Genomic DNA, 18,494 nt, shown 5'->3' on the forward strand with positions numbered 1-18,494 from the left:
CATGAAGCTCGCAGTAGTGGGTGGCGGGTCCACCTACACACCTGAACTGATCGACGGATTCGCACGGCTGCGGGACACCCTGCCGGTCGAGGAGCTCGTGCTCGTCGACCCGGACGCCGAACGGCTCGAACTCGTCGGCGGCCTCGCCCGGCGGATCTTCGCCAAGCAGGGCCACCCGGGGAGGATCGTCACCACATCGGACATCGACGCGGGCGTCGCCGACGCCGACGCGGTGCTGCTCCAGCTGCGCGTGGGCGGCCAGGCCGCCCGCAACCGGGACGAGACGTGGCCGCTGGAGTGCGGCTGCATCGGCCAGGAGACCACCGGGGCCGGCGGCCTCGCCAAGGCCCTGCGCACCGTCCCCGTCGTCCTGGACATCGCCGAACGCGTCAGGAGCACCAACCCGAACGCCTGGATCATCGACTTCACCAACCCGGTGGGCATCGTCACCCGGGCGCTGCTCCAGGCCGGGCACAAGGCCGTCGGTCTGTGCAACGTGGCCATCGGCTTCCAGCGCAAGTTCGCCCGGCTGCTCGACGTGACCCCCGGTGAGGTGCACCTCGACCACGTCGGGCTGAACCACCTGAGCTGGGAGCTCGGAGTGCGTCTCGGCGGCCCCGAGGGCGAGAACGTGCTGCCGCGGCTGATCGCCGAGCACGGCGACGCGATCGCGGACGACCTGCACATGCCGCGGGCGATCGTGGACCGGCTCGGCGTCGTCCCCTCGTACTACCTGCGCTACTTCTACGCGCACGACGAGGTCGTGCGGGAGCTCGGGACCAAGCCCTCGCGGGCGGCCGAGGTCGCCGCGATGGAGAAGGAACTCCTCGCCATGTACGGCGACCCGGCGCTGGACGAGAAGCCCGCGCTGCTCGCCAAGCGCGGCGGTGCCTTCTACTCGGAGGCTGCCGTGGACCTGGCGGCCTCGCTGCTCGGCGGCGGCGGCCCCGCGGTGCAGGTGGTCAACACGTACAACAAGGGGACGTTGCCGTTCCTGCCGGACGACGCGGTCATCGAGGTGCAGGCGCGAGTCGACGGGACGGGTGCGACGCCGCTCGCCGTACCCGAGCTGGACCCGCTGTACGCCGGTCTGATCGCCAACGTGACGGCGTACGAGGACCTCGCTCTGGAGGCCGCCCTGCGCGGTGGCCGCGACCGGGTGTTCAAGGCGCTGCTCGCACACCCCCTGATCGGCCAGTTCGAGTACGCCGAGGCGCTCACCGACAAGCTGATCGCGCACAACCGGGAGCACCTCGCGTGGGCGTGAACGGTTCGGTCCTCGCGATCGATGCGGGGAACAGCAAGACCGATGTGGCACTCATCGGTGAGGACGGCACCGTGCTGTCCACGGCCCGCGGCGGCGGCTTCCAGCCGCCGGTGGTCGGTGTCGGTACGGCCGTGGACGTGCTCGGCGCCGCGGTGGAGCAGGCGCTGGCCTCGGCCGGTGCGGACGCCGGGTCCGTCGCCCATGTCTCCGCCTGTCTCGCCAACGCCGATCTGCCGGTCGAGGAGGCGCAGTTGACCGATGCCCTGCGCGCCCGCGCGTGGGGTCGCACGGTGGAGGTGCGCAACGACACCTTCGCGATCCTGCGGGCCGGGGCCGATGAGCCGCGCGGAGTGGCCGTGGTGTGCGGTGCGGGGATCAACTGTGTCGGCATGGTGCCGGACGGGCGGACCGCACGGTTCCCCGCGATCGGCCGGATCTCCGGTGACTGGGGCGGTGGTTCGGGGCTCTCCGAGGAGGCGATGTGGTTCGCCGCGCGTGCCGAGGACGGCCGCGGTGAACCGACCGAACTGGCCCGTGCGCTGCCCGCGCACTTCGGGCTCGACTCGATGTACGCGCTGATCGAGGCGCTGCATCTGGGCCGGATCGAGTCCGCGCGGCGGCATGAGCTGTCGCCGGTGCTGTTCGCGACCGCCGCGGCGGGCGACGCGGTGGCGCGCGGGCTCGTGGACCGGCTGGCCGAAGAGGTCGTGGCGCTGTCCTCGGTCGCGCTGTCCCGCCTCGGGCTGCTCGGGGAGGAGGCTCCGGTGGTGCTGGGCGGCAGCGTGCTGGCCGCCCGCCACCCTCAGCTGGACGACCGGATCGCCGAACTCCTCTCCGTGCACGCCCCCAAGGCGGTGGTGCGGGTCATGAAGGAGTCCCCGGTGCTGGGTGCCGGGCTGCTTGGCCTGGACCGCACGGGCGCGGCGCCTGAGGTGCACGCCAGGCTGCGGGCGCAGTACGTCTGACGGACTGCCGCGCCGGAACGTGTCAGAGGCGTCCCGTAGCCTTCGGGTTACGGGACGTCTTCTGCGTACGGGAACCGATCAGTTGCCCCGGACGTGTTCATGAATGGGGAGATCGATCCGCTTCGGGGATTGCGCCGCCGATCGTCTTGATCGACGGCGTCGATCTTGATCGAATGCTGTGTGACTGCGGTTGATCACGGTTGGCTGCTTCATGGACCGGTGCAGGATCCGGGCGTTCACCATGTGGACACCGGTCCCTGCGGCCATACTTCTGGCCGGGTACCAGTCCCCCGATCGGCCGGGGGGCGGGCCACCGTCAGTGACCGAGGGGGAGGTCAAGTGACATACCCGCCGAATGTACGACCGGCGCCGCACCACGCGCCGGAGCAGCAGCCTGCGCCGGCGGCGGCCGTACCCGCGCCACCGCCGCACAGCGTCCGGGCCCTGGTGACCGAGCGGCTGCGTGCCGCGGCGACCACCGAGCCGGGCCGGCTCCAGATCATCGGAGCCGTGCTGGCACTGCTCGTCGTCGCGTTCGGTGCCGTGACCGCGTTCGAGATCAGCGACCGCGCGGCAGCTGCGAACGACGTGGTGGAACACAGTCAGCCGCTCAGCGCGGACGCGGCGGGCATCTACCGCTCGCTGGCCGATGCGGACGCGGCGGCCGCGAGCGGCTTCCTGGCCGGACCGCAGGAACCGAAGGCGGTCCACGACCAGTATGTGAAGGACATCGACGACGCCTCCCGGCTGCTGGTGAAGGCCGCGGCCAACACGGACGCGTCGACCACGTCCGGCCACGAGATCACCACGCTCAACAAGGAACTTCCGCGCTACACCGGGCTGATCGAGCGCGCCCGCGCCAACAACCGGCAGGGGCTGCCGCTGGGCGGCGCCTACCTCCGGTACGCGAACCAGAAGATGGCGAACGAGCTGCTGCCGGCCGCCGAGCGGCTCTACACGGCCGAGACGGACCGGCTCGACCAGGACTACCGCTCCGCCCGGACGTGGCCGTTCCTCTCGCTCGGCATCGGCGTCATCGCGCTGGCCGTGCTGTTCTGGGCGCAGCGGCGCAACTACCGCAGGACGAACCGGGTGTTCAACCACGGACTGCTCGCGGCGACCGCGGCGGCGACCGTGGTGCTGCTGTGGCTGGCGGTGGGGCACACGGTGGCCCGGTCCGATCTGGCCGAGGCCGACACGCACGGGCAGCAGTCCCTGGACGTGCTCAACCGGGCGCGCATCGACTCGCTGAAGGCGCGCTCCAGCGAGAACCTCACGGTGGTCGCCCGCGGCGCGGTGCTCACCCCGGACGGCAAGAACGACAAGTACGAGACCGACTACGGCACGGCCATGAAGGCACTCGGCGAAGAGCTGCGCAAGGCCACGAAGCTCGCCGAGGACACCCACGACGCCGCGGGCGGCAAGCCCGTGGCGGATGCCGTCACCGCTGTCACCGAGTGGCAGGGCCGCCACCGGACCGCCCGCAAGACCGACGACGGCGGCGACTACGACACCGCGCTGGAGCAGATCATCGGGTCGGAGAACTCGACGGGGCAGTCCTTCAGCCGCGTGGACGAGGCGCTGCGGAAGGCGCTCGCCCACGAGCAGAGTGAATTCACCCAGGCCGCCGAGGACGGACGCGGAGCCCTGGGCGGGCTGCCGATCGGGGCCGCGGCCCTCGCCGTACTGGGCGCGGTGGCGGCGATCGTCGGGATCAACCGCAGGCTCTCGGAGTTCCGGTGACAGGGGGAGCGATGACAGCGAAGGACCCGAAGAGGGGCCCGGGGACGGCCCGCTGGGGCCGGCTGCGCGGCTGGGGCGGGGTGACCGCCATGGCCGCGGCCTGCGCGGTGACGGCATCGCTGACCCTGCTGCCGCTCTCCCACGGCGGCAAGGACGCCTTCGACGCGCAGGGGGCGGGGCCCGGAACGGCCCACGCCGTTCAGGCGCGGGCGGACGACTGCACGGCCCCGGAGGCCAGCCTGCCGCCCGCCGAAGTGGACGGCGACGCCATCCAGCGGATCAAGACGCGCGGCAAACTGATCGCCGGCGTCGACCAGAACAGCTTCCAGTGGGGCTTCCGCAACCCGGAGTCCGGGAATCTCGAGGGCTTCGACATCGACCTGGTGCGGGCCATCGCCAAGGACATCCTCGGCAGCGCGGACCAGGTGATCTTCCGGGCGATCCCCACCAACCAGCGCATCGCCGCGCTGGAGAACGACAAGGTCGACGTCGTCGTCCGGACGATGACGATCAACTGCGCCCGGCTGGACCAGGTGTCCTTCTCCACGGCTTACTTCCAGGCCGGTCAGCAGGTCCTCGCGTCGAAGGAGGACTCGACGATCACCGGCTTCAACTCCTCGCTGGCCGGCAAGCGGGTCTGCACCGCCGAAGGCTCCACCGCGTACGAGGCCCTGGAGAAGGAGTCGTTCGGCTCCGTGTTCAAGGACGAGCACGACGGCACCGAGGCCGACGAGGACAAGCTCACCGTCCCCAACCAGCTGGACTGCCTGGTGCGGCTCCAGCTGGGCGAGGTCGACGCGGTCGTCACGGACAACGCCCTCGCGGCCGGCCAGGCCGCCCAGGACCCTGCCGTGGAGCTCAAGGGCGACCCCTTCACCACCGAGTACTACGGCGTGGCCACGAAGAAGGGCGCGGACGACCTGGTGTCCCGGGTCAACAAGGTGCTGGTCGGCTACCGCACCGGTGGCGCGAACAGCCCCTGGATGATCTCGTACCGCCATTGGCTGGCCGCCGGCCTGCCTGGAATAGAGGAACCACCGGCGCCCAAGTACCGGAACGACTAGGGCGTCTCGTTTGGATCAGGCCGGATCAGGGGGACACAGACACCCGGACGGCGGGTTGGCAGCACTGATCCTGCCGGGCCCCCGCCCGGCAGGAAGAGCGGAGAGGTGATCGATGGGCGTCGCGGGCCCCTTCCCCAGCTACGCGGCCCGGCCCCCCGGACCGGTCATGGACCGGGACGAGGCCGACCGTGCGCTGGCCCGGCTCGGCGCGGAGCACGAGGCGATCGAGACCTCGCTCCTCGCCCTGCAGGACCACGCCGGGCGCCGTCTGCTGGAGGGCGCCGACCTCACCGGTGTCACCAAGGAGCGCTGGAGCACCACCGAGCAGTCGATCACGCTGCTGTGGACCTACTTCGACGCGTACGCGGGAGCGCTGAACCGTGCGCGCGAGGTGCGGGCCAGGCGTCGTCAGCCCAACCGCGAGGACCTGGTGGCGCTCACCGAGCTGCTGCGCGGCCAGGGGGTCACGGTGGCGCATGCCGCCGCTGCCCACGATCCGGCGCTCACCGGCCCGGCCCGGCTCTCGGAGCGCTTCTCGCTGGAGGAACTGGTCCAGCGGATGAACGAGCTGTACGCGCGCTCGCTCGACATGATCGTCGCCTCGGACTCCGTGTGGTCCGCGATGCCCGCCCGGATAGACCTGCTCGCCGCCGAGCTGCGCCGCACCCACTCACTGGCGCACTCGGTCGGCGTACGGCCCGGGGAGCACCCGTCGGGCGACGACCTGGAGTCGATCGTCCAGGAGCTGACCACGCTGCGGGTGCAGGTGATCTCCGACCCGCTGGCGTTCTGGCTGCCGGGGCCGGGGAGTTCGGCGCCGGGCGGCGGCCGCCCGGACACGACACGCTACGACCGGGCGGCGCGGGCGCTGGACGAGGTACGGCGGGAGGTCGAGGCGGTGCTCGCGGTCCGGCAGGACGCCGAGCAGCGCCTCGTCCAGCTGCGCGATGTCCTGTCCCGGGCCGACCGCACCCTGGCCGAGGCCAGGGCGGCGCGCGGTGAGGTGCTGGCGAAGATCGCCGCGTCCGAGGTGCCCGCGGTCAACGGCCCGCCGACGGCGCTCCAGGAGCGTCTGGCCGCGGCGTCGGAGTACCGCAGGCACGCGCAGTGGCACCGGCTCTCACCGCTTCTGGAGTCCCTGGAGCGGCAGGCCGACGAGGAGTTGCTGCGGGCCCGGGAGCAGCTGACGGCGGTCACGGCGCCGCTGGCCGTCCGGGCGGAGCTGCGCGGCCGGCTCGACGCGTACAAGGCGAAGGTGGCCCGGCACGGCCTGGCGGAGGACCCGGTCCTCATCGAGCGTTACGACGCGGCGCGCCGGATGCTGTGGAGCGCGCCGTGCGATCTGCGGGTCGCCGCACTGTCGGTGCAGCGCTACCAGGACGCGGCGCTGGACATGCTGGCCGGGCGCGGGCCGTCCGGACCCGAGGACCGGCGGGGGCGCCCGTGAGACGTCCGGGGATCTTGGGGCAGAGGGTGTGCGGAACGGGTAGTGACGGAGCATCGTGGCCGCCGCGGCGGCGGGGCGAACAGGGGGAATGACCATGAGTACGCAGTGCCAGCGCCCCGCGTGCGAGGGCAGTTACGAGGACATGGGCGGCGGTGAGCTGTACTGCGACACGTGCGGTCTGGCGCCGGTCGTGTCGCCGAACGGCATGGTGAGCTCACCGCCCACCGGAATCGCGGGCGGCGGCCGGGGCAGCAACAGCACCTCGGCCCGGAGCAGTTCGCAGTCCTCGTCGAGGATGTCCTCACGGTCCTCCTCACGCTCGTCGACGTCGCGGCGTTCGGTGTCGGGGCGGCTCTCGCGCGCGCTGTCCGGAAGCACCACCTCGCGTTCGGTCTCGGTGCGTTCCTCCGCCAAGTCGACCGGTTCCTCGGGCCGCAACCGGCTGGGCGCCGGGCTGGTGCTCGTACCGGACGTGCCGCGCCCCGATCCGCGCACCGCGGTGATGGAGAACCCGGAGGTGCCCGAGCGCAAGCGGTTCTGCTCGCGTTCGGACTGCGGGGCGCCGGTGGGCCGGGCCCGGGGTGAGCGGCCGGGGCGTACGGAGGGGTTCTGCACCAAGTGCGGCCACCCGTACTCCTTCGTGCCCAAGCTCCAAGGGGGCGACATCGTCCACGGGCAGTACGAGGTCGCAGGCTGTCTGGCGCACGGCGGCCTCGGCTGGGTCTACCTCGCGGTGGACCGGGCCGTCTCCGACCGGTGGGTGGTGCTCAAGGGTCTGCTCGACACCGGTGACCAGGACGCCATGGCGGCGGCCATCTCGGAGCGCCGGTTCCTCGCCGAGATCGAGCACTCCAACATCGTCCGGATCTACAACTTCGTCGAGCACCTCGACCAGCGGACCGGTTCCCTCGACGGCTACATCGTCATGGAGTACGTCGGCGGCAAGGCGCTCAAGGAGATCGCCAACGACCGCCGCACCCCGGCCGGGAAGCGGGATCCACTGCCGGTCGAGCAGGCGTGCGCGTTCGGCATCGAGGCTCTGGAGGCGCTGGGCCACCTGCACAGCCGCAACCTCCTGTACTGCGACTTCAAGGTCGACAACGCGATCCAGACCGAGGACCAGCTGAAGCTGATCGACATGGGCGCGGTCCGCAGGATGGACGACGAGGAGTCGGCCATCTACGGCACGGTGGGGTACCAGGCGCCGGAGGTCGGGGAGGCGGGCCCTTCGGTGGCCTCCGACCTGTACACGGTCGCGCGGACGCTCGCGGTGCTCACCTTCGACTTCCAGGGGTACACGAACGTCTTCGTGGACTCGCTTCCGGACCCGGACAACATCGAAGTGTTCCGGACCTACGAGTCGTTCTACCGACTGCTGGTGCGGGCGACCGATCCCGATCCGGCTCGGCGGTTCGCCTCCGCCGCGGAGATGGCGGAGCAGCTGACGGGCGTGCTGCGCGAGGTGGTGTCGCTGCAGACCGGGCGCCCGCGTCCGGCGCTCTCGACACTGTTCGGTGCGGAGCTGCGGGTCACCGACACCGAGCTCTTCACCACCCGGACCGGTGACGTCTCCCGCCTGGGTGCCAGGTCGCCGGAGCCCGGCCGGTCCGGGCTCTTCGGGCGGCGGCGGGGCGGCGGAGCGCCGCCGGCGCCGCCCGCCTCCCCGCCGGCTCCGGTGGCGCCGCCGGGCGGTGTCCCGGGCGCCCTGCCCGCCGGCCCGCCTCCCGGGTTCGTCGCGGGGGCCGGACCACTGCCCTCCACCGCCACACACGTCCGCGGCGGCGCTCCGGGCGGCGAAGGCAACGGCGCCCCGTTCCCGTACGCGCAGGCCCAGACGGGCATTCCGGCCCCCCGGGTCCCGGTCACGGGTCCGGGCACGTCGCCGGGCACCGTTCCGGGGCCGAACAGCGCGAACGGACCCCGGCTTGCCGGGCTCGATGTGCGCGGGACCTCGCTCGCGCTGCCGGTCCCCCGCGTCGACGCGAGTGACCCCAACGCGGGTTTCCTCGCCGGGGTGATGGCATCGGCGCCCGCCGAACTGATTGCCGCACTGCAGGCCGTGCCGGCCGCCTCGCTGGAGACGCGGCTGCGCGAACTGCGGGCCGCCCTGGAGATGAACGACCTCGGCGGCGCGACGGAGACCCTGGCCTCGCTGGAGACGAAGCACGCGGACGACTGGCGGGTGGTCTGGTACCGCGGACTCACCTCCCTGGTGTCCGGTGACAAGGAGAACGCGGCGCTGTCCTTCGACGCGGTCTACGACGCGTTTCCCGGGGAGCCCGCACCGAAGCTGGCCCTCGGTATCTGCGCGGAGGTCCTGGGCCAGCTGGACAACGCCGCCGAGTACTACCGGCTGGTGTGGATGACCGACCCGAGCTTCGTGAGCGCGGCGTTCGGCCTGGCCCGGGTGCAGATCGCCGCCGGGGACCGGAGCGGTGCCGTCAGGACCCTGGAGTCGGTGCCGGAGGCGTCGATCCACTTCACGGCGGCCCGGGTCGCCGCGGTGCGGGCCCGGCTGCGGGAACGGGCCCCGGACGAGCCGTTGATCACCGACCTGATGGCGGCGTCGGCCCAGGTCTCGGGGCTGGCCGGGCTCGGCCTGGACGCGGTGCGCCGCGAGCAGTTGTCGACCGAGGTGCTCGGGACGGCTCTCGACTGGGTACTCTCCGGTAGTCCCACGGCTCGGCCCTCGGACCCGAAGTCGGCCCCGTACGCCGGGGCTCAGGGACCGAAGACGCTGCTGGGCAGTGAGTTGGACGAGCGCGGCCTGCGTTTCGGGCTGGAGAGGTCGTACCGGATGCTCGCCCGGCTTGCGGAGCCCGGTGACGAGAGGATCGAACTGGTGGAGCGGGCCAACCGCTTCCGCCCCCGAACGTGGGTGTGAACATGTCGCAGAAGCACCAGGAGACTGCCTTGTCGAGGTGTCCCGGCTGCGTGGAGCCGCTGGAGCCGGGGGACCTGTTCTGCGGTGCGTGCGGGTACGACCTTTCGGCCGTGCCCGAGCCGCCGCAGGACCACCCGACGATCGCCATCGTCACCCCGGCCGGGAAGTCCCCGCCGGGTGCCGGCTTCGGGCCGGCCCCCGGGGCGGCGGAGTCCGAGCCCGGTCGGGTCCCCGGCTCCGCCCCGGGCGCGGAGCGTTCGGCGCCACCGGAGCCCTTCGGCGCCGCGCAGGGCGTCCGCTTCGACGGGCCCGACGCGTCGGGCGACTTCGAGCTGGCCGCGCCCGCGGCCTCCGCGGAGGCCGCGCCCGATCCCCGTACCGCCCCCGACCCCACGCTGACCCCGTCGGCCGGCACCAAGGTGTGTGTGGCCTGCCGGGCCGGCCATGTCGACAACGACGGCTACTGCGAGAACTGCGGCCACGCCCAGCCGCGCGAGCGCGACCACATGGAGCAGGAGCTCGAGTCGGTCGCCGCGGTCAGCGACCGCGGACTGCGTCATCACCGCAACGAGGACTCCTTCGGGGTGTCGACCACCGCGTTGCCGGACGGCTCCCCGGCCGTCGTCGCGATCGTCTGCGACGGGGTGTCGTCGGCCAGCAGGCCCGACGAGGCCTCGGCCGCCGCCGCGTACACGGCCAACGAGGCGCTGCTGGAGTCGCTGCCGCGCGGCACACATCCGCAGCAGGCGATGCACGAGGCGATCGTCGCCGCCGCCGAGTCGGTCAACCGGCTGGCGCAGGAACCCGGTCAGGCCCAGGAGCACGATCCGCACCGCCATCAGAACGCCCCGGCATGCACCCTGGTCGGCGCGATCATGGCAAGCGGCCTGCTGGTCGTCGGCTGGGTCGGCGACAGCCGCGTGTACTGGGTGCCCAAGGACCGGAGCAGTCCGCCCGCCAGGCTCACCGAGGACGATTCCTGGGCCGCCCAGATGGTCGCGGCCGGCCTGATGAACGAGGCGGAGGCGTACGCCGACGAGCGCGCCCACGCCATCACGGGCTGGCTCGGCGCTGACGCCTACGAACTGGAGCCGCACACCGCTTCGTTCAAACCTGACCGGCCCGGACTCGTGGTGGTGTGCACGGACGGTCTGTGGAACTACGCGGAGTCCGCGGCCGAAATGGCCGCAGCAGTACCCGAGGACGCGTTCGAACGGCCTCTGCACGGCGCCCAGGTGCTGGTGGGGCACGCCCTGGACGGCGGGGGCCACGACAACGTAACAGTGGCCCTGGTGCCGTTCGCCGTAGCGCCGCAAGGGGCAGGATCCGCCTAGCGCCGTGGGTCCCTCCAAGTCCCGTTCCGTCCGCCCCCCGCGCCCCCGATACCTTTGCCCGCATATCTGTCTTCATCTGACACGTGGAGCCTCAAGGAGCCGATCAGATGGCCAACTTCTCCAAGTCGAACGTGCCGCAGTTCTCCGTCGAGGTGTATCAGAACGAATATCTGCCCGAGGGCGGCCGTGAGGTCAACGGCATCATCACGGTCACCTCGACCGGGGGCGGCACCACAGGTGGCGTTCCGCTGACGGGTGCGGCGACCTCACAGCTGCCGGGCGGCGCCGCGAACGCAGCCGTGGTGATCATGGTGGACTGCTCGGGTTCGATGGACTACCCGCCCACGAAGATGCGCAATGCCCGCGACGCGACCGCGGCGGCGATCGACACCCTGCGCGACGGCACGTCCTTCGCCGTGGTGGGCGGCACGCACGTGGCCAAGGAGGTCTACCCGGGCAACGGGCGGCTCGCCGTCGCCGATGCGCAGACCAAGGCCCAGGCGAAGGAAGCGCTGCGCCGGCTCAGCGCGGGCGGCGGTACGGCGATCGGGACCTGGCTGCGGCTGACGGACCGGCTGCTCGGCGCCGCCGACGTGGAGATCCGGCACGGGATCCTGCTGACGGACGGGCGTAACGAGCACGAGGCCCCGGAGGATCTGCGGGCCGCGCTCGACGCGTGCGCGGGCCGGTTCACGTGTGACGCCCGCGGCGTGGGCACCGACTGGGAAGTGAAAGAGGTCACAGCGATCGCCTCCGCGCTGCTCGGCACGGCCGACATCGTCGCCGACCCGTCGGGGCTGGCCGCGGACTTCACGCAGATGATGGAGAACGCGATGGGCAAGGAGGTCGCGGACGTCGCGCTGCGGCTCTGGACCCCGGTCGGTGTGGAGATCAAGTTCGTGAAGCAGGTCGCGCCGACGGTGGCCGAACTGACGGACCGGCGCACGGAGGCCGGCCCCCGCGCAGGCGACTATCCCACCGGTTCCTGGGGCGACGAGTCCCGCGATTACCACGTGTGCGTGCAGGTGCCGGAGGCCGGCATCGGGCAGGAGATGCTGGCGGCCCGCGTCTCGCTGATCCTTCCGGCCCCCGCGGGCGGGACGCCCCAGACGCTCTCGCAGGGGCTGGTACGGGCGGTGTGGACGGACGACATGGTGGCGTCGACCTCGATCAATCCGCAGGTCGCGCACTACACGGGTCAGGCGGAACTGGCACAAGCCATCCAGCAGGGGCTCGATGCACGCAAGTCGGGAGACTTCGACGGCGCGACGGCCAAACTGGGCCGGGCGGTGCAGTTGGCATCGGCGTCCGGGAACGAGGACACTGCGAAACTGCTTTCGAAGGTGGTAGATGTCGTCGACGCGGCGACCGGTACTGTGCGACTGAAGGCGAAAGTCGCGGAAGCGGACGAGATGACACTCGAAACGCGCTCCACGAAGACGGTTCGCGTCAAGAAATAACCACATATCCGAACTGATGAGCCGCCCGACCGGCCAGGTCCGCCGGGCGGCTGCGCAAGGAAAATGACGGCCCCCGGGGCCGGACGAGGAGAGGGGGAAGCGCCGACATGCCGACCTGCCCGAACGGACACCAGTCGGGTTCCGAGGACTGGTGCGAGGTCTGCGGCCACCGCGTGGCCGGGCCGGGCGCGCCTGCGGGCGCCGTTCCCCCGCCGCCCCCTCCGCCACCCGCGCCCGGCTACGGATACCCGCAGGGCCACGGCCCCGACGCGACCCAGCAGGCCGAACTCTGCCCCCAGTGCCGCACCCCGCGGGAGGTCATGGCGCCCTTCTGTGAGGAGTGCCGCTGGAACTTCCTCACGAACACCGCGACGTCGTACACGCCGCTGGCACCGCAGCACGGCGTTCCGGGTGGCCCGGGCGGTCCCGGCGGTCCGGTCCCCGGCCTCAACCTGCCGCCGGGGTTCCAGGCCCAGCAGCCGCCCGGCCCGCCGCAGCCGCGCGATCCGTTCGAGTACCAGGGTTCGCGCCCCTCGCAGGTGAACCGCTCGGCCGAGCCGCTCTCCTCGGGCCCGGGCCAGCCCGGCCCTCCGGGACCTGGTCAGCAGCCCCCTCACCCGTTCCAGCAGCAGGGACAGCAGGGCCCGCCTCCCCCGCCGCCGTTCCAGCAGCAAGGGCACCAGGGCGGCCCGCAGGGTTTCCCGCAGGGCCAGCAGCACGCCCAACAGCAGAACTCGCCGCAGGGCTCGCCCCCGCCGCCGTTCCAGCAGCAGGGACAGCAGGGCCCGCCTCCCCCGCCGCCGTTCCAGCAGCAGGGGCAGCAGGGTCCGCCCCCGCCGTTCCAGCAGCAGAGCGCGCCGCCCGCGTTCCAGCAGACGGCTCCCCCGGTCTTCGAGCAGCCCGGACCGCCGGCCCCGCCGCAGCCGCAGGCGCCCCGGACCGGCGGTGACGACTGGCTGTTGTCGCCGCCCTCGCAGGCCCAGGGCCCGCAGACACCGATGCAGCAGCCGTATCCGGGCCAGGGCCCCGGGCAGGGTCAGGGCCCAGGACCGGGCCAAGGTCAGGGCCCCGGGCAGGGTCAGGTCCAGGCTCCGCAGTCCATGAACTGGACCGCGGTCATCGCACCCGACCGTGAGTACTTCCTGGCGATGATGCAGCGCAGCGGCCCCGAGGCCACCGGGCTCAACCTCCCGGCGTACTCCCCGGAGCAGCAACTGCCGCTCACCGGCAACCAGATCACCATCGGACGCCGCCGGCACAGCACGGGCGAGTCCCCCGACATCGACCTGTCCGTGCCCCCGGAGGACCCGGGCGTCTCGCACCAGCACGCGGTACTGGTGCAGCAGCCGGACAGCACCTGGGCCGTCGTCGACCAGAACTCGACGAACGGCACCACGCTCAACGGCGCCGAGGACCCGATCCAGCCCTACGTCCCCGTACCGCTCCAGGACGGTGACCAGGTGCACGTCGGGGCGTGGACGACGATCACGATCCGCCGGGACTGACCACTCGGACGCATACGCGGCCGGCGAGGGGGTGACCACCCCGTCGCCGGCCGCCGTGCTGTCGGAGGAAGCCCGCATCACCCGCTCCGCACATAGTTCGCACCACGAATGTCAGCAGGCAGGCACGAAAGCGCCACTCCCGTCGAGGTCGCACCGTCACGGCCTGCCGTATTCTGGTCGAATGCGAAAGGCCGAGCACGGACAGATGGGGGTCGTCACCGCATTGGTGCGCTCCTCGTTCCTGGTGAATGCCGTGTATGCCGATTCCGGCCGTGAGCACGGAATCACCGCCCAGCAGGGCCAGCTGCTGTGCGTGCTGATGCTGCAGCCGTACGGGATGAGCGAGCTCGGCGCGATGCTGGGGCTGGCGAAGTCCAGCCTCACCGGCCTGGTGGACCGCAGCGTCCAGCGCGGCCTGGTGCGCCGCGAACCCGACCCCGAGGACGGCCGCGCGGTCCGGGTCGCCCTGACGCCGGCGGGCGACGCCCTGGCGGACGCGTTCTACGCCGAGACCTGCCGCCGGGTGGACGCCCTGTCGGCGGACCTCGACGAGGCGGACCGTGAGCAGCTCGCGACGCTGCTCGGCCGGCTGGTACTGAGCAACAGGGTGCCGGTGGTCTTCATGGAGCCGGACGAGGGCACCCCGCTCACCCCCTGAACCTGCCGGACCGGACGTGCGGATGATCCGGGTCATCCGCACGTCCGGCGTCAGCGCGTCACTCCGAACAGCGCGGCGAACCGCCCGGTGAACAGATCCACACCCTTGTACTCGCTGACAGCCGACGCCGGCAGGAGGGTGGGCCCGTCGGGCGTGGGCACCTGACCCACCCCGCCGCCGGGGCCTAGCGGCAGCAGTACCGAGGGCACGGGGGACGGCCGGTAGGAGGCAGTGGGCCGCTCTCCGCGCACCCGGGCGAGGATGTTCTCCGCGACCACCTCGGCGTGCTTCATGGCATAGCCGGCCATCTTGGCCTCGGCCAGGTCCGTGATGTCCCCGAGCGCGTAGATGTGGTCGTGGCCCTCGACGTTGAGCGTCTCGGTGACCCGGACCCGGCCCTGCGGGGTTCGTACGGCGACCCGGCCGTCGGCGAGGTAGTCGCTGTTGGTGTGCACGCCGTAGCAGCGGAACCAGATGTCGGCGGAGATCTCTTCGCCATCGGTGGTGGCCACGGTGAAGGACTTGACCCGGCCCGGTCCGGTGGGCGGCTGCCCGGCCAGGGCGGTGCCCAGTCGCAGCTCGACACCGAGCGCGTCCAGCTGTCGGCGCAGTTCCTCACGGAACTCCGGAAGGAAGCCCGGTACCAGTTGACCGGCAGGGTCGGTGATGATCACGTGCTTGTCCGGCCAGACCGCCTTGATCTCGCCGGCGAGTTCCAGCCCGACCGGTCCGGCGCCGGCGATCAGGACTCGGTCGGCGGCGGCCAGTTCGGCATGGGCCTCGTGAATGCGCTCCAGGGCCTCGCCGGAGAGGTCGGTGTCCATCTTGGCCGGGAACGGGTAGTCCGAACCGGTGGCGAGGACCAGATGGGCGGCCTCGATCCGCTCCCCCGAGGCCAGGGTGACGCCGCCCGGATCCACCGAGGCGGCACGCTCGCGACGAACGGTGCCACGCCGCAGCAGGGTGTCGTAGGGGAAGAAGATATGACCCGCCCAGTCGGGCCGGACCAGCGCCCGCAGCGCCCCGGCCGCGTGCACGAACGCGTCCTTGGGGTCTATGAGCACGACGTCCGTCTCCTCGTCGAGCGCTTTCGCGACCGCGGCGCCGCCGTATCCCCCGCCGATGACGACAACCGTACGATCCACGTTTTCGCCGCGCCTGATTCCACTCGCCATGTTTCCCACTCCCACCATGATCGGAACTAATCGTTCGCGCCACGAACCACAAATCATTCGCATCACGAACCATACTAGTTCGCATAACGAATTACAGGAAGGGACTTCGGCCGCCCCCAGCCACCGGCCCACGGCGAGGAGGGATGGCGTGATCCGCGCCCCGGGCCGCCGTGCCCGGCGGGCGCGTCTGCGACCATGGACGGGTGACTGAGAATCCGCACGACACGCTGCAGGAGCTGACCTTCTACGAGCTGGTCGGCGGCGAGGAGACCTTCCGGCGCCTGGTCCACCGCTTCTACCAGGGCGTGGCCGGGGACCCGCTGCTACGGCCGATGTACCCGGAGGAGGATCTGGGTCCGGCCGAGGAGCGGTTCACGCTGTTCCTGATGCAGTACTGGGGCGGCCCCCGCACCTACAGCGAGGAGCGCGGACACCCCCGGCTGCGGATGCGGCACGTACCGTTCCGGGTGGACCGCGCCGCGCACGACGCCTGGCTGAGCCACATGCGGGTGGCGCTGGACGAACTCGGGCTGGCCCCTGAGCACGACCGGCAACTGTGGGACTACCTCACCTACGCGGCCGCCTCGATGGTGAACACCGAGGGCTGAGCCCCGATCGAATGCTTGGGCAATCCGGTACTCCACCGCCGGATGTCGATCCCCGGGCCGGAGCGAGCAAGCCTGCCGGGGACGGGCCAGGACGCCGCCGCAGGATCCCGAACAGGGCTGCCGGGGAAGGGGCCCGGGCCGGCCTCAGAGTCCCGGGCAGGCCTGCCCAGTCCTGCCGGGGCACGGCCCGGGGCCCGCTATAGGATCCGCGCATGACGACGTCCGAACGCGAGATCACCGAGCCGGTCGACCTCTGCCTGCCCGACGGCAGTCTGAATCCGGCTGCGGTCGGCTGGTCCCGGGTGCCTCTTCACCGCGCCAGTCTTCGCGGCTGGGGCCGGACGAAGCGCTGGGAGTACTGGTGCGTGACGACGCCCACCCATCTGGTGGCGCTGACCGTCAGTGACCTCGACTTCCTCGCTCTGAACAGCGTCTATCTGCTCGAATACGCGCCGGGCGGGCTGGAGTTGGAGCGTACCGCGATCATCCCCGGCGGCTTCGGCGTCGAGCTCCCCGACACCGTGGCGGGCGCCCCCGGCTCCAGGGACGTGGTGGTCGGTCCCGAGCGCCCGTCCCGCGGCAAGGTGCGTGTCGAGATCCGCGACGAGAACGCCGGCACCCGGCTGAGGGCCCGCTGCCTGACCCCGGACCGGTTGCCGCTGGAGGTCGACATCCTGGTCGCCCGGCCGCCGGAGCACGAGTCGCTCTCCGTCGTCGTACCGTGGAGCGAACGGCGGTTCCAGTACACCTCCAAGCACACCGCACTCCCCGCGTCCGGCCGGGTCAGGATCGGCAGCGAGTTCCTGGAGTTCGACGGGGACGACACCTGGGCCGTCCTGGACCACGGCCGCGGCCGCTGGCCGCGCACGGTCGACTGGAACTGGGGCGCCGCGTCCGGACGCACCGACGGGCACACGGTGGGCCTCCAGTTCGGCGGACGCTGGACGGCGGGCACCGGCTCCACGGAGAACGGGCTCTGCGTGGACGGCCGGCTGACGAAGATCGGTGAGGAACTTGACTGGCAGTGGTCCACGACGGACCGGCTCGCGCCCTGGACCATCCGTACGCCGTCGTCCGACCAGGTCGACCTGACGTTCACTCCGTTCCACAACCGGTCGACACGCACGGAGACCGGCCTGATCGACAACCGCACCGACCAGTGCTTCGGCTACTACGACGGGCGTGTCCGCACCGACGACGGCACGGAGATCACGGTGGAACGGCTGCTGGGCTGGGCCGAGGACGTCCACATGCGCTGGTGACGCGCCTTGCCCGCCTACCCGCCCACGGAGACGGCGAGCGCCCCCAGGCCCCCCGCCGCACCGGCACGCCGCAGGGCGATGGATCCGTAGGGGGTACGCAGCCGCAGCCACGCACCGGTCGTCAGCAGGGCCACGGGGAAGTCCGGCGCGGCCCGCAGGAAACCGAGAGCCTGCGCCGCGTGCACGGCGCGCAGCGGAAGCTCCGTACCGCCGACGGTCCGTGACCAGATGTCGCGCCCGATGAGATCCCGCTCCGCGCGCGTACGCCGGTCCTCGGGCAGGGCCTCGTCGCGCGTCCGGAACTCCGCCACGGCAGCGGTCAGTGCCGCGCGCAGGTCGAGAGGACCGGGCAGCCCCGGGCGCTCCTGCCAGCCGCCGCGCGGAGGCAGCACACCGGTCCACGGAGGCCCGGTCACCGGTGCGGGGACGGCGCCGGAGCCGGTCGACTCCTCCAGTGACTCCAGGAGCTCACCGGCGGACACGGTCACGTCGAACTCGTGCGTACCTTCGAGCCGCACCGCCCGGATCGCCAGAACCTCGAACGACGGCGGCCGGCCGAACACGGCCAGCGCGCCGCCGCCCGCCTGCAGCCGTACGGCCGCGGCACGGTCGTAGTGGAGCAGCCGGCCGAGGAAGGCCGCGAGATCCGCGGCCTCCCTCGCGTCGGCGAACTGCAGGGACTGCACAGGCGCGGTCATACTGCCGCGGGCTCCTCGGCCAGATACTCCTGAAGGAAGAGCTTCTCCTCCGCCGAGATCCGCCGGGGGCGCTCCTCGGCCAGGTTGTACGGGACGACGACGGTCGAAGCCCGGACGTACACCTGCTCGGGATCCTTGATCTCGTAGGCGATCGTCAGCGACGCGGCGCCTATCTTCGTGACCCATGACTCGACGGTCACCGGCGCGTGCCGGTGGACCAGCGGGCGCACGTAGTCGATCTCGTGCCGGGCCACGACGGAACCGCCCGCGAAGGACGGCGAGCCGTCCCCCGGCGCCAGCCGGAACATGAAGTCGATGCGCGCCTCCTCCAGGTAGCGGAGGAAGACCACGTTGTTGACGTGGCCGAAGGCATCCATGTCCGACCAGCGCAGCGGGCAGCTGTAGATGTGACGTGCCAAGACGA

15 protein-coding genes are annotated in these 18,494 nt (G+C 71.8%); 12 read left to right on the top strand and 3 right to left on the bottom strand.

Translation table 11 applies throughout. The annotated features are described in order from the left end of the window. The first annotated feature begins 1 nt into the window (after nucleotide 1). The 10 genes from SH922_RS13265 to SH922_RS13310 all read left to right on the top strand — a co-directional run bounded on the left by SH922_RS13265 (nucleotide 2) and on the right by SH922_RS13310 (nucleotide 14,327). The gene (locus tag SH922_RS13265; RefSeq protein WP_393058170.1) at nucleotides 2-1,267 is read left to right on the top strand and encodes a 6-phospho-beta-glucosidase; all 1,266 of its coding nucleotides are present in this window, start codon (nucleotides 2-4) and stop codon (nucleotides 1,265-1,267) included. Next, complete coding sequence (locus SH922_RS13270) at nucleotides 1,258-2,232, top strand: N-acetylglucosamine kinase (RefSeq protein WP_393058171.1); 975 nt, start codon at nucleotides 1,258-1,260, stop codon at nucleotides 2,230-2,232. The genes SH922_RS13265 and SH922_RS13270 overlap by 10 nt, the downstream gene beginning before the upstream one ends. Nucleotides 2,233-2,571: 339 nt before the next feature. Then, nucleotides 2,572-3,975, top strand: a complete 1,404-nt coding sequence (locus SH922_RS13275; protein WP_393058172.1) for a hypothetical protein — start codon at nucleotides 2,572-2,574, stop codon at nucleotides 3,973-3,975. Nucleotides 3,976-4,064: 89 nt separating this feature from the next. Then, the gene (locus tag SH922_RS13280) at nucleotides 4,065-5,039 is read left to right on the top strand and encodes a glutamate ABC transporter substrate-binding protein (RefSeq protein ID WP_393063549.1); all 975 of its coding nucleotides are present in this window, start codon (nucleotides 4,065-4,067) and stop codon (nucleotides 5,037-5,039) included. Between the two features lie 112 nt (nucleotides 5,040-5,151). After that, a complete protein-coding gene (locus tag SH922_RS13285; protein ID WP_393058173.1) occupies nucleotides 5,152-6,486 on the top strand; it encodes a hypothetical protein in 1,335 nt (444 codons plus the stop codon). 94 nt (nucleotides 6,487-6,580) lie between these two features. Then, nucleotides 6,581-9,370, top strand: a complete 2,790-nt coding sequence (locus SH922_RS13290) for a tetratricopeptide repeat protein (RefSeq protein WP_393058174.1) — start codon at nucleotides 6,581-6,583, stop codon at nucleotides 9,368-9,370. Continuing rightward, complete coding sequence (locus SH922_RS13295; protein ID WP_393058175.1) at nucleotides 9,367-10,704, top strand: PP2C family serine/threonine-protein phosphatase; 1,338 nt, start codon at nucleotides 9,367-9,369, stop codon at nucleotides 10,702-10,704. Before SH922_RS13290 ends, SH922_RS13295 begins: the two co-directional genes overlap by 4 nt. Nucleotides 10,705-10,811: 107 nt before the next feature. Then, a complete protein-coding gene (locus tag SH922_RS13300; protein ID WP_393058176.1) occupies nucleotides 10,812-12,164 on the top strand; it encodes a VWA domain-containing protein in 1,353 nt (450 codons plus the stop codon). 107 nt (nucleotides 12,165-12,271) lie between these two features. Then, nucleotides 12,272-13,669 (top strand): FHA domain-containing protein, encoded by a 1,398-nt coding sequence (locus tag SH922_RS13305; RefSeq protein WP_393058177.1) that lies wholly within the window; start codon nucleotides 12,272-12,274, stop codon nucleotides 13,667-13,669. 205 nt (nucleotides 13,670-13,874) lie between these two features. After that, nucleotides 13,875-14,327 carry a MarR family winged helix-turn-helix transcriptional regulator gene (locus SH922_RS13310; protein ID WP_393063550.1) on the top strand — a complete coding sequence of 151 codons (453 nt, stop codon included), beginning with the start codon at nucleotides 13,875-13,877 and terminating at the stop codon, nucleotides 14,325-14,327. A gap of 50 nt (nucleotides 14,328-14,377) precedes the next feature. On the opposite strand, the gene SH922_RS13315 is transcribed toward SH922_RS13310, so the two are convergent. Then, nucleotides 14,378-15,472: an NAD(P)/FAD-dependent oxidoreductase gene (locus SH922_RS13315; protein WP_393058178.1), complete on the bottom strand. Its 1,095-nt coding sequence runs from the start codon at nucleotides 15,470-15,472 to the stop codon at nucleotides 14,378-14,380. A gap of 233 nt (nucleotides 15,473-15,705) precedes the next feature. On the opposite strand from SH922_RS13315, the gene SH922_RS13320 reads away from it, so the two are divergent. Both SH922_RS13320 and SH922_RS13325 read left to right on the top strand, forming a co-directional pair. Then, complete coding sequence (locus SH922_RS13320) at nucleotides 15,706-16,110, top strand: globin (protein WP_393058179.1); 405 nt, start codon at nucleotides 15,706-15,708, stop codon at nucleotides 16,108-16,110. A gap of 212 nt (nucleotides 16,111-16,322) precedes the next feature. Continuing rightward, complete coding sequence (locus tag SH922_RS13325) at nucleotides 16,323-17,372, top strand: DUF2804 domain-containing protein (protein WP_393058180.1); 1,050 nt, start codon at nucleotides 16,323-16,325, stop codon at nucleotides 17,370-17,372. A 14-nt stretch (nucleotides 17,373-17,386) separates the two neighbouring features. On the opposite strand, the gene SH922_RS13330 is transcribed toward SH922_RS13325, so the two are convergent. Both SH922_RS13330 and SH922_RS13335 read right to left on the bottom strand, forming a co-directional pair. After that, complete coding sequence (locus SH922_RS13330) at nucleotides 17,387-18,070, bottom strand: hypothetical protein (protein ID WP_393058181.1); 684 nt, start codon at nucleotides 18,068-18,070, stop codon at nucleotides 17,387-17,389. Further along, entirely contained in the window at nucleotides 18,067-18,489 is a 423-nt protein-coding gene (locus SH922_RS13335) for a thioesterase family protein (protein WP_168713538.1), read from the bottom strand. Before SH922_RS13335 ends, SH922_RS13330 begins: the two co-directional genes overlap by 4 nt. Nucleotides 18,490-18,494 lie beyond the last annotated feature (5 nt).

The organism is Streptomyces sp. LN549, from assembly GCF_043203805.1.
In the GTDB taxonomy this organism is placed as follows: domain Bacteria; phylum Actinomycetota; class Actinomycetes; order Streptomycetales; family Streptomycetaceae; genus Streptomyces.

Bases quoted from the DNA above. Each gene is read 5' to 3' on its own strand.
- SH922_RS13265 (WP_393058170.1), top strand. From the start codon at position 2: ATGAAGCTCGCAGTAGTGGGTGGCGGGTCCACCTACACACCTGAACTG.
- SH922_RS13280 (WP_393063549.1), top strand. From the start codon at position 4,065: ATGGCCGCGGCCTGCGCGGTGACGGCATCGCTGACCCTGCTGCCGCTC.
- SH922_RS13285 (WP_393058173.1), top strand. From the start codon at position 5,152: ATGGGCGTCGCGGGCCCCTTCCCCAGCTACGCGGCCCGGCCCCCCGGA.
- SH922_RS13290 (WP_393058174.1), top strand. From the start codon at position 6,581: ATGAGTACGCAGTGCCAGCGCCCCGCGTGCGAGGGCAGTTACGAGGAC.
- SH922_RS13300 (WP_393058176.1), top strand. From the start codon at position 10,812: ATGGCCAACTTCTCCAAGTCGAACGTGCCGCAGTTCTCCGTCGAGGTG.
- SH922_RS13305 (WP_393058177.1), top strand. From the start codon at position 12,272: ATGCCGACCTGCCCGAACGGACACCAGTCGGGTTCCGAGGACTGGTGC.
- SH922_RS13310 (WP_393063550.1), top strand. From the start codon at position 13,875: ATGGGGGTCGTCACCGCATTGGTGCGCTCCTCGTTCCTGGTGAATGCC.
- SH922_RS13325 (WP_393058180.1), top strand. From the start codon at position 16,323: ATGACGACGTCCGAACGCGAGATCACCGAGCCGGTCGACCTCTGCCTG.
- SH922_RS13330 (WP_393058181.1), bottom strand. From the start codon at position 18,070: ATGACCGCGCCTGTGCAGTCCCTGCAGTTCGCCGACGCGAGGGAGGCC.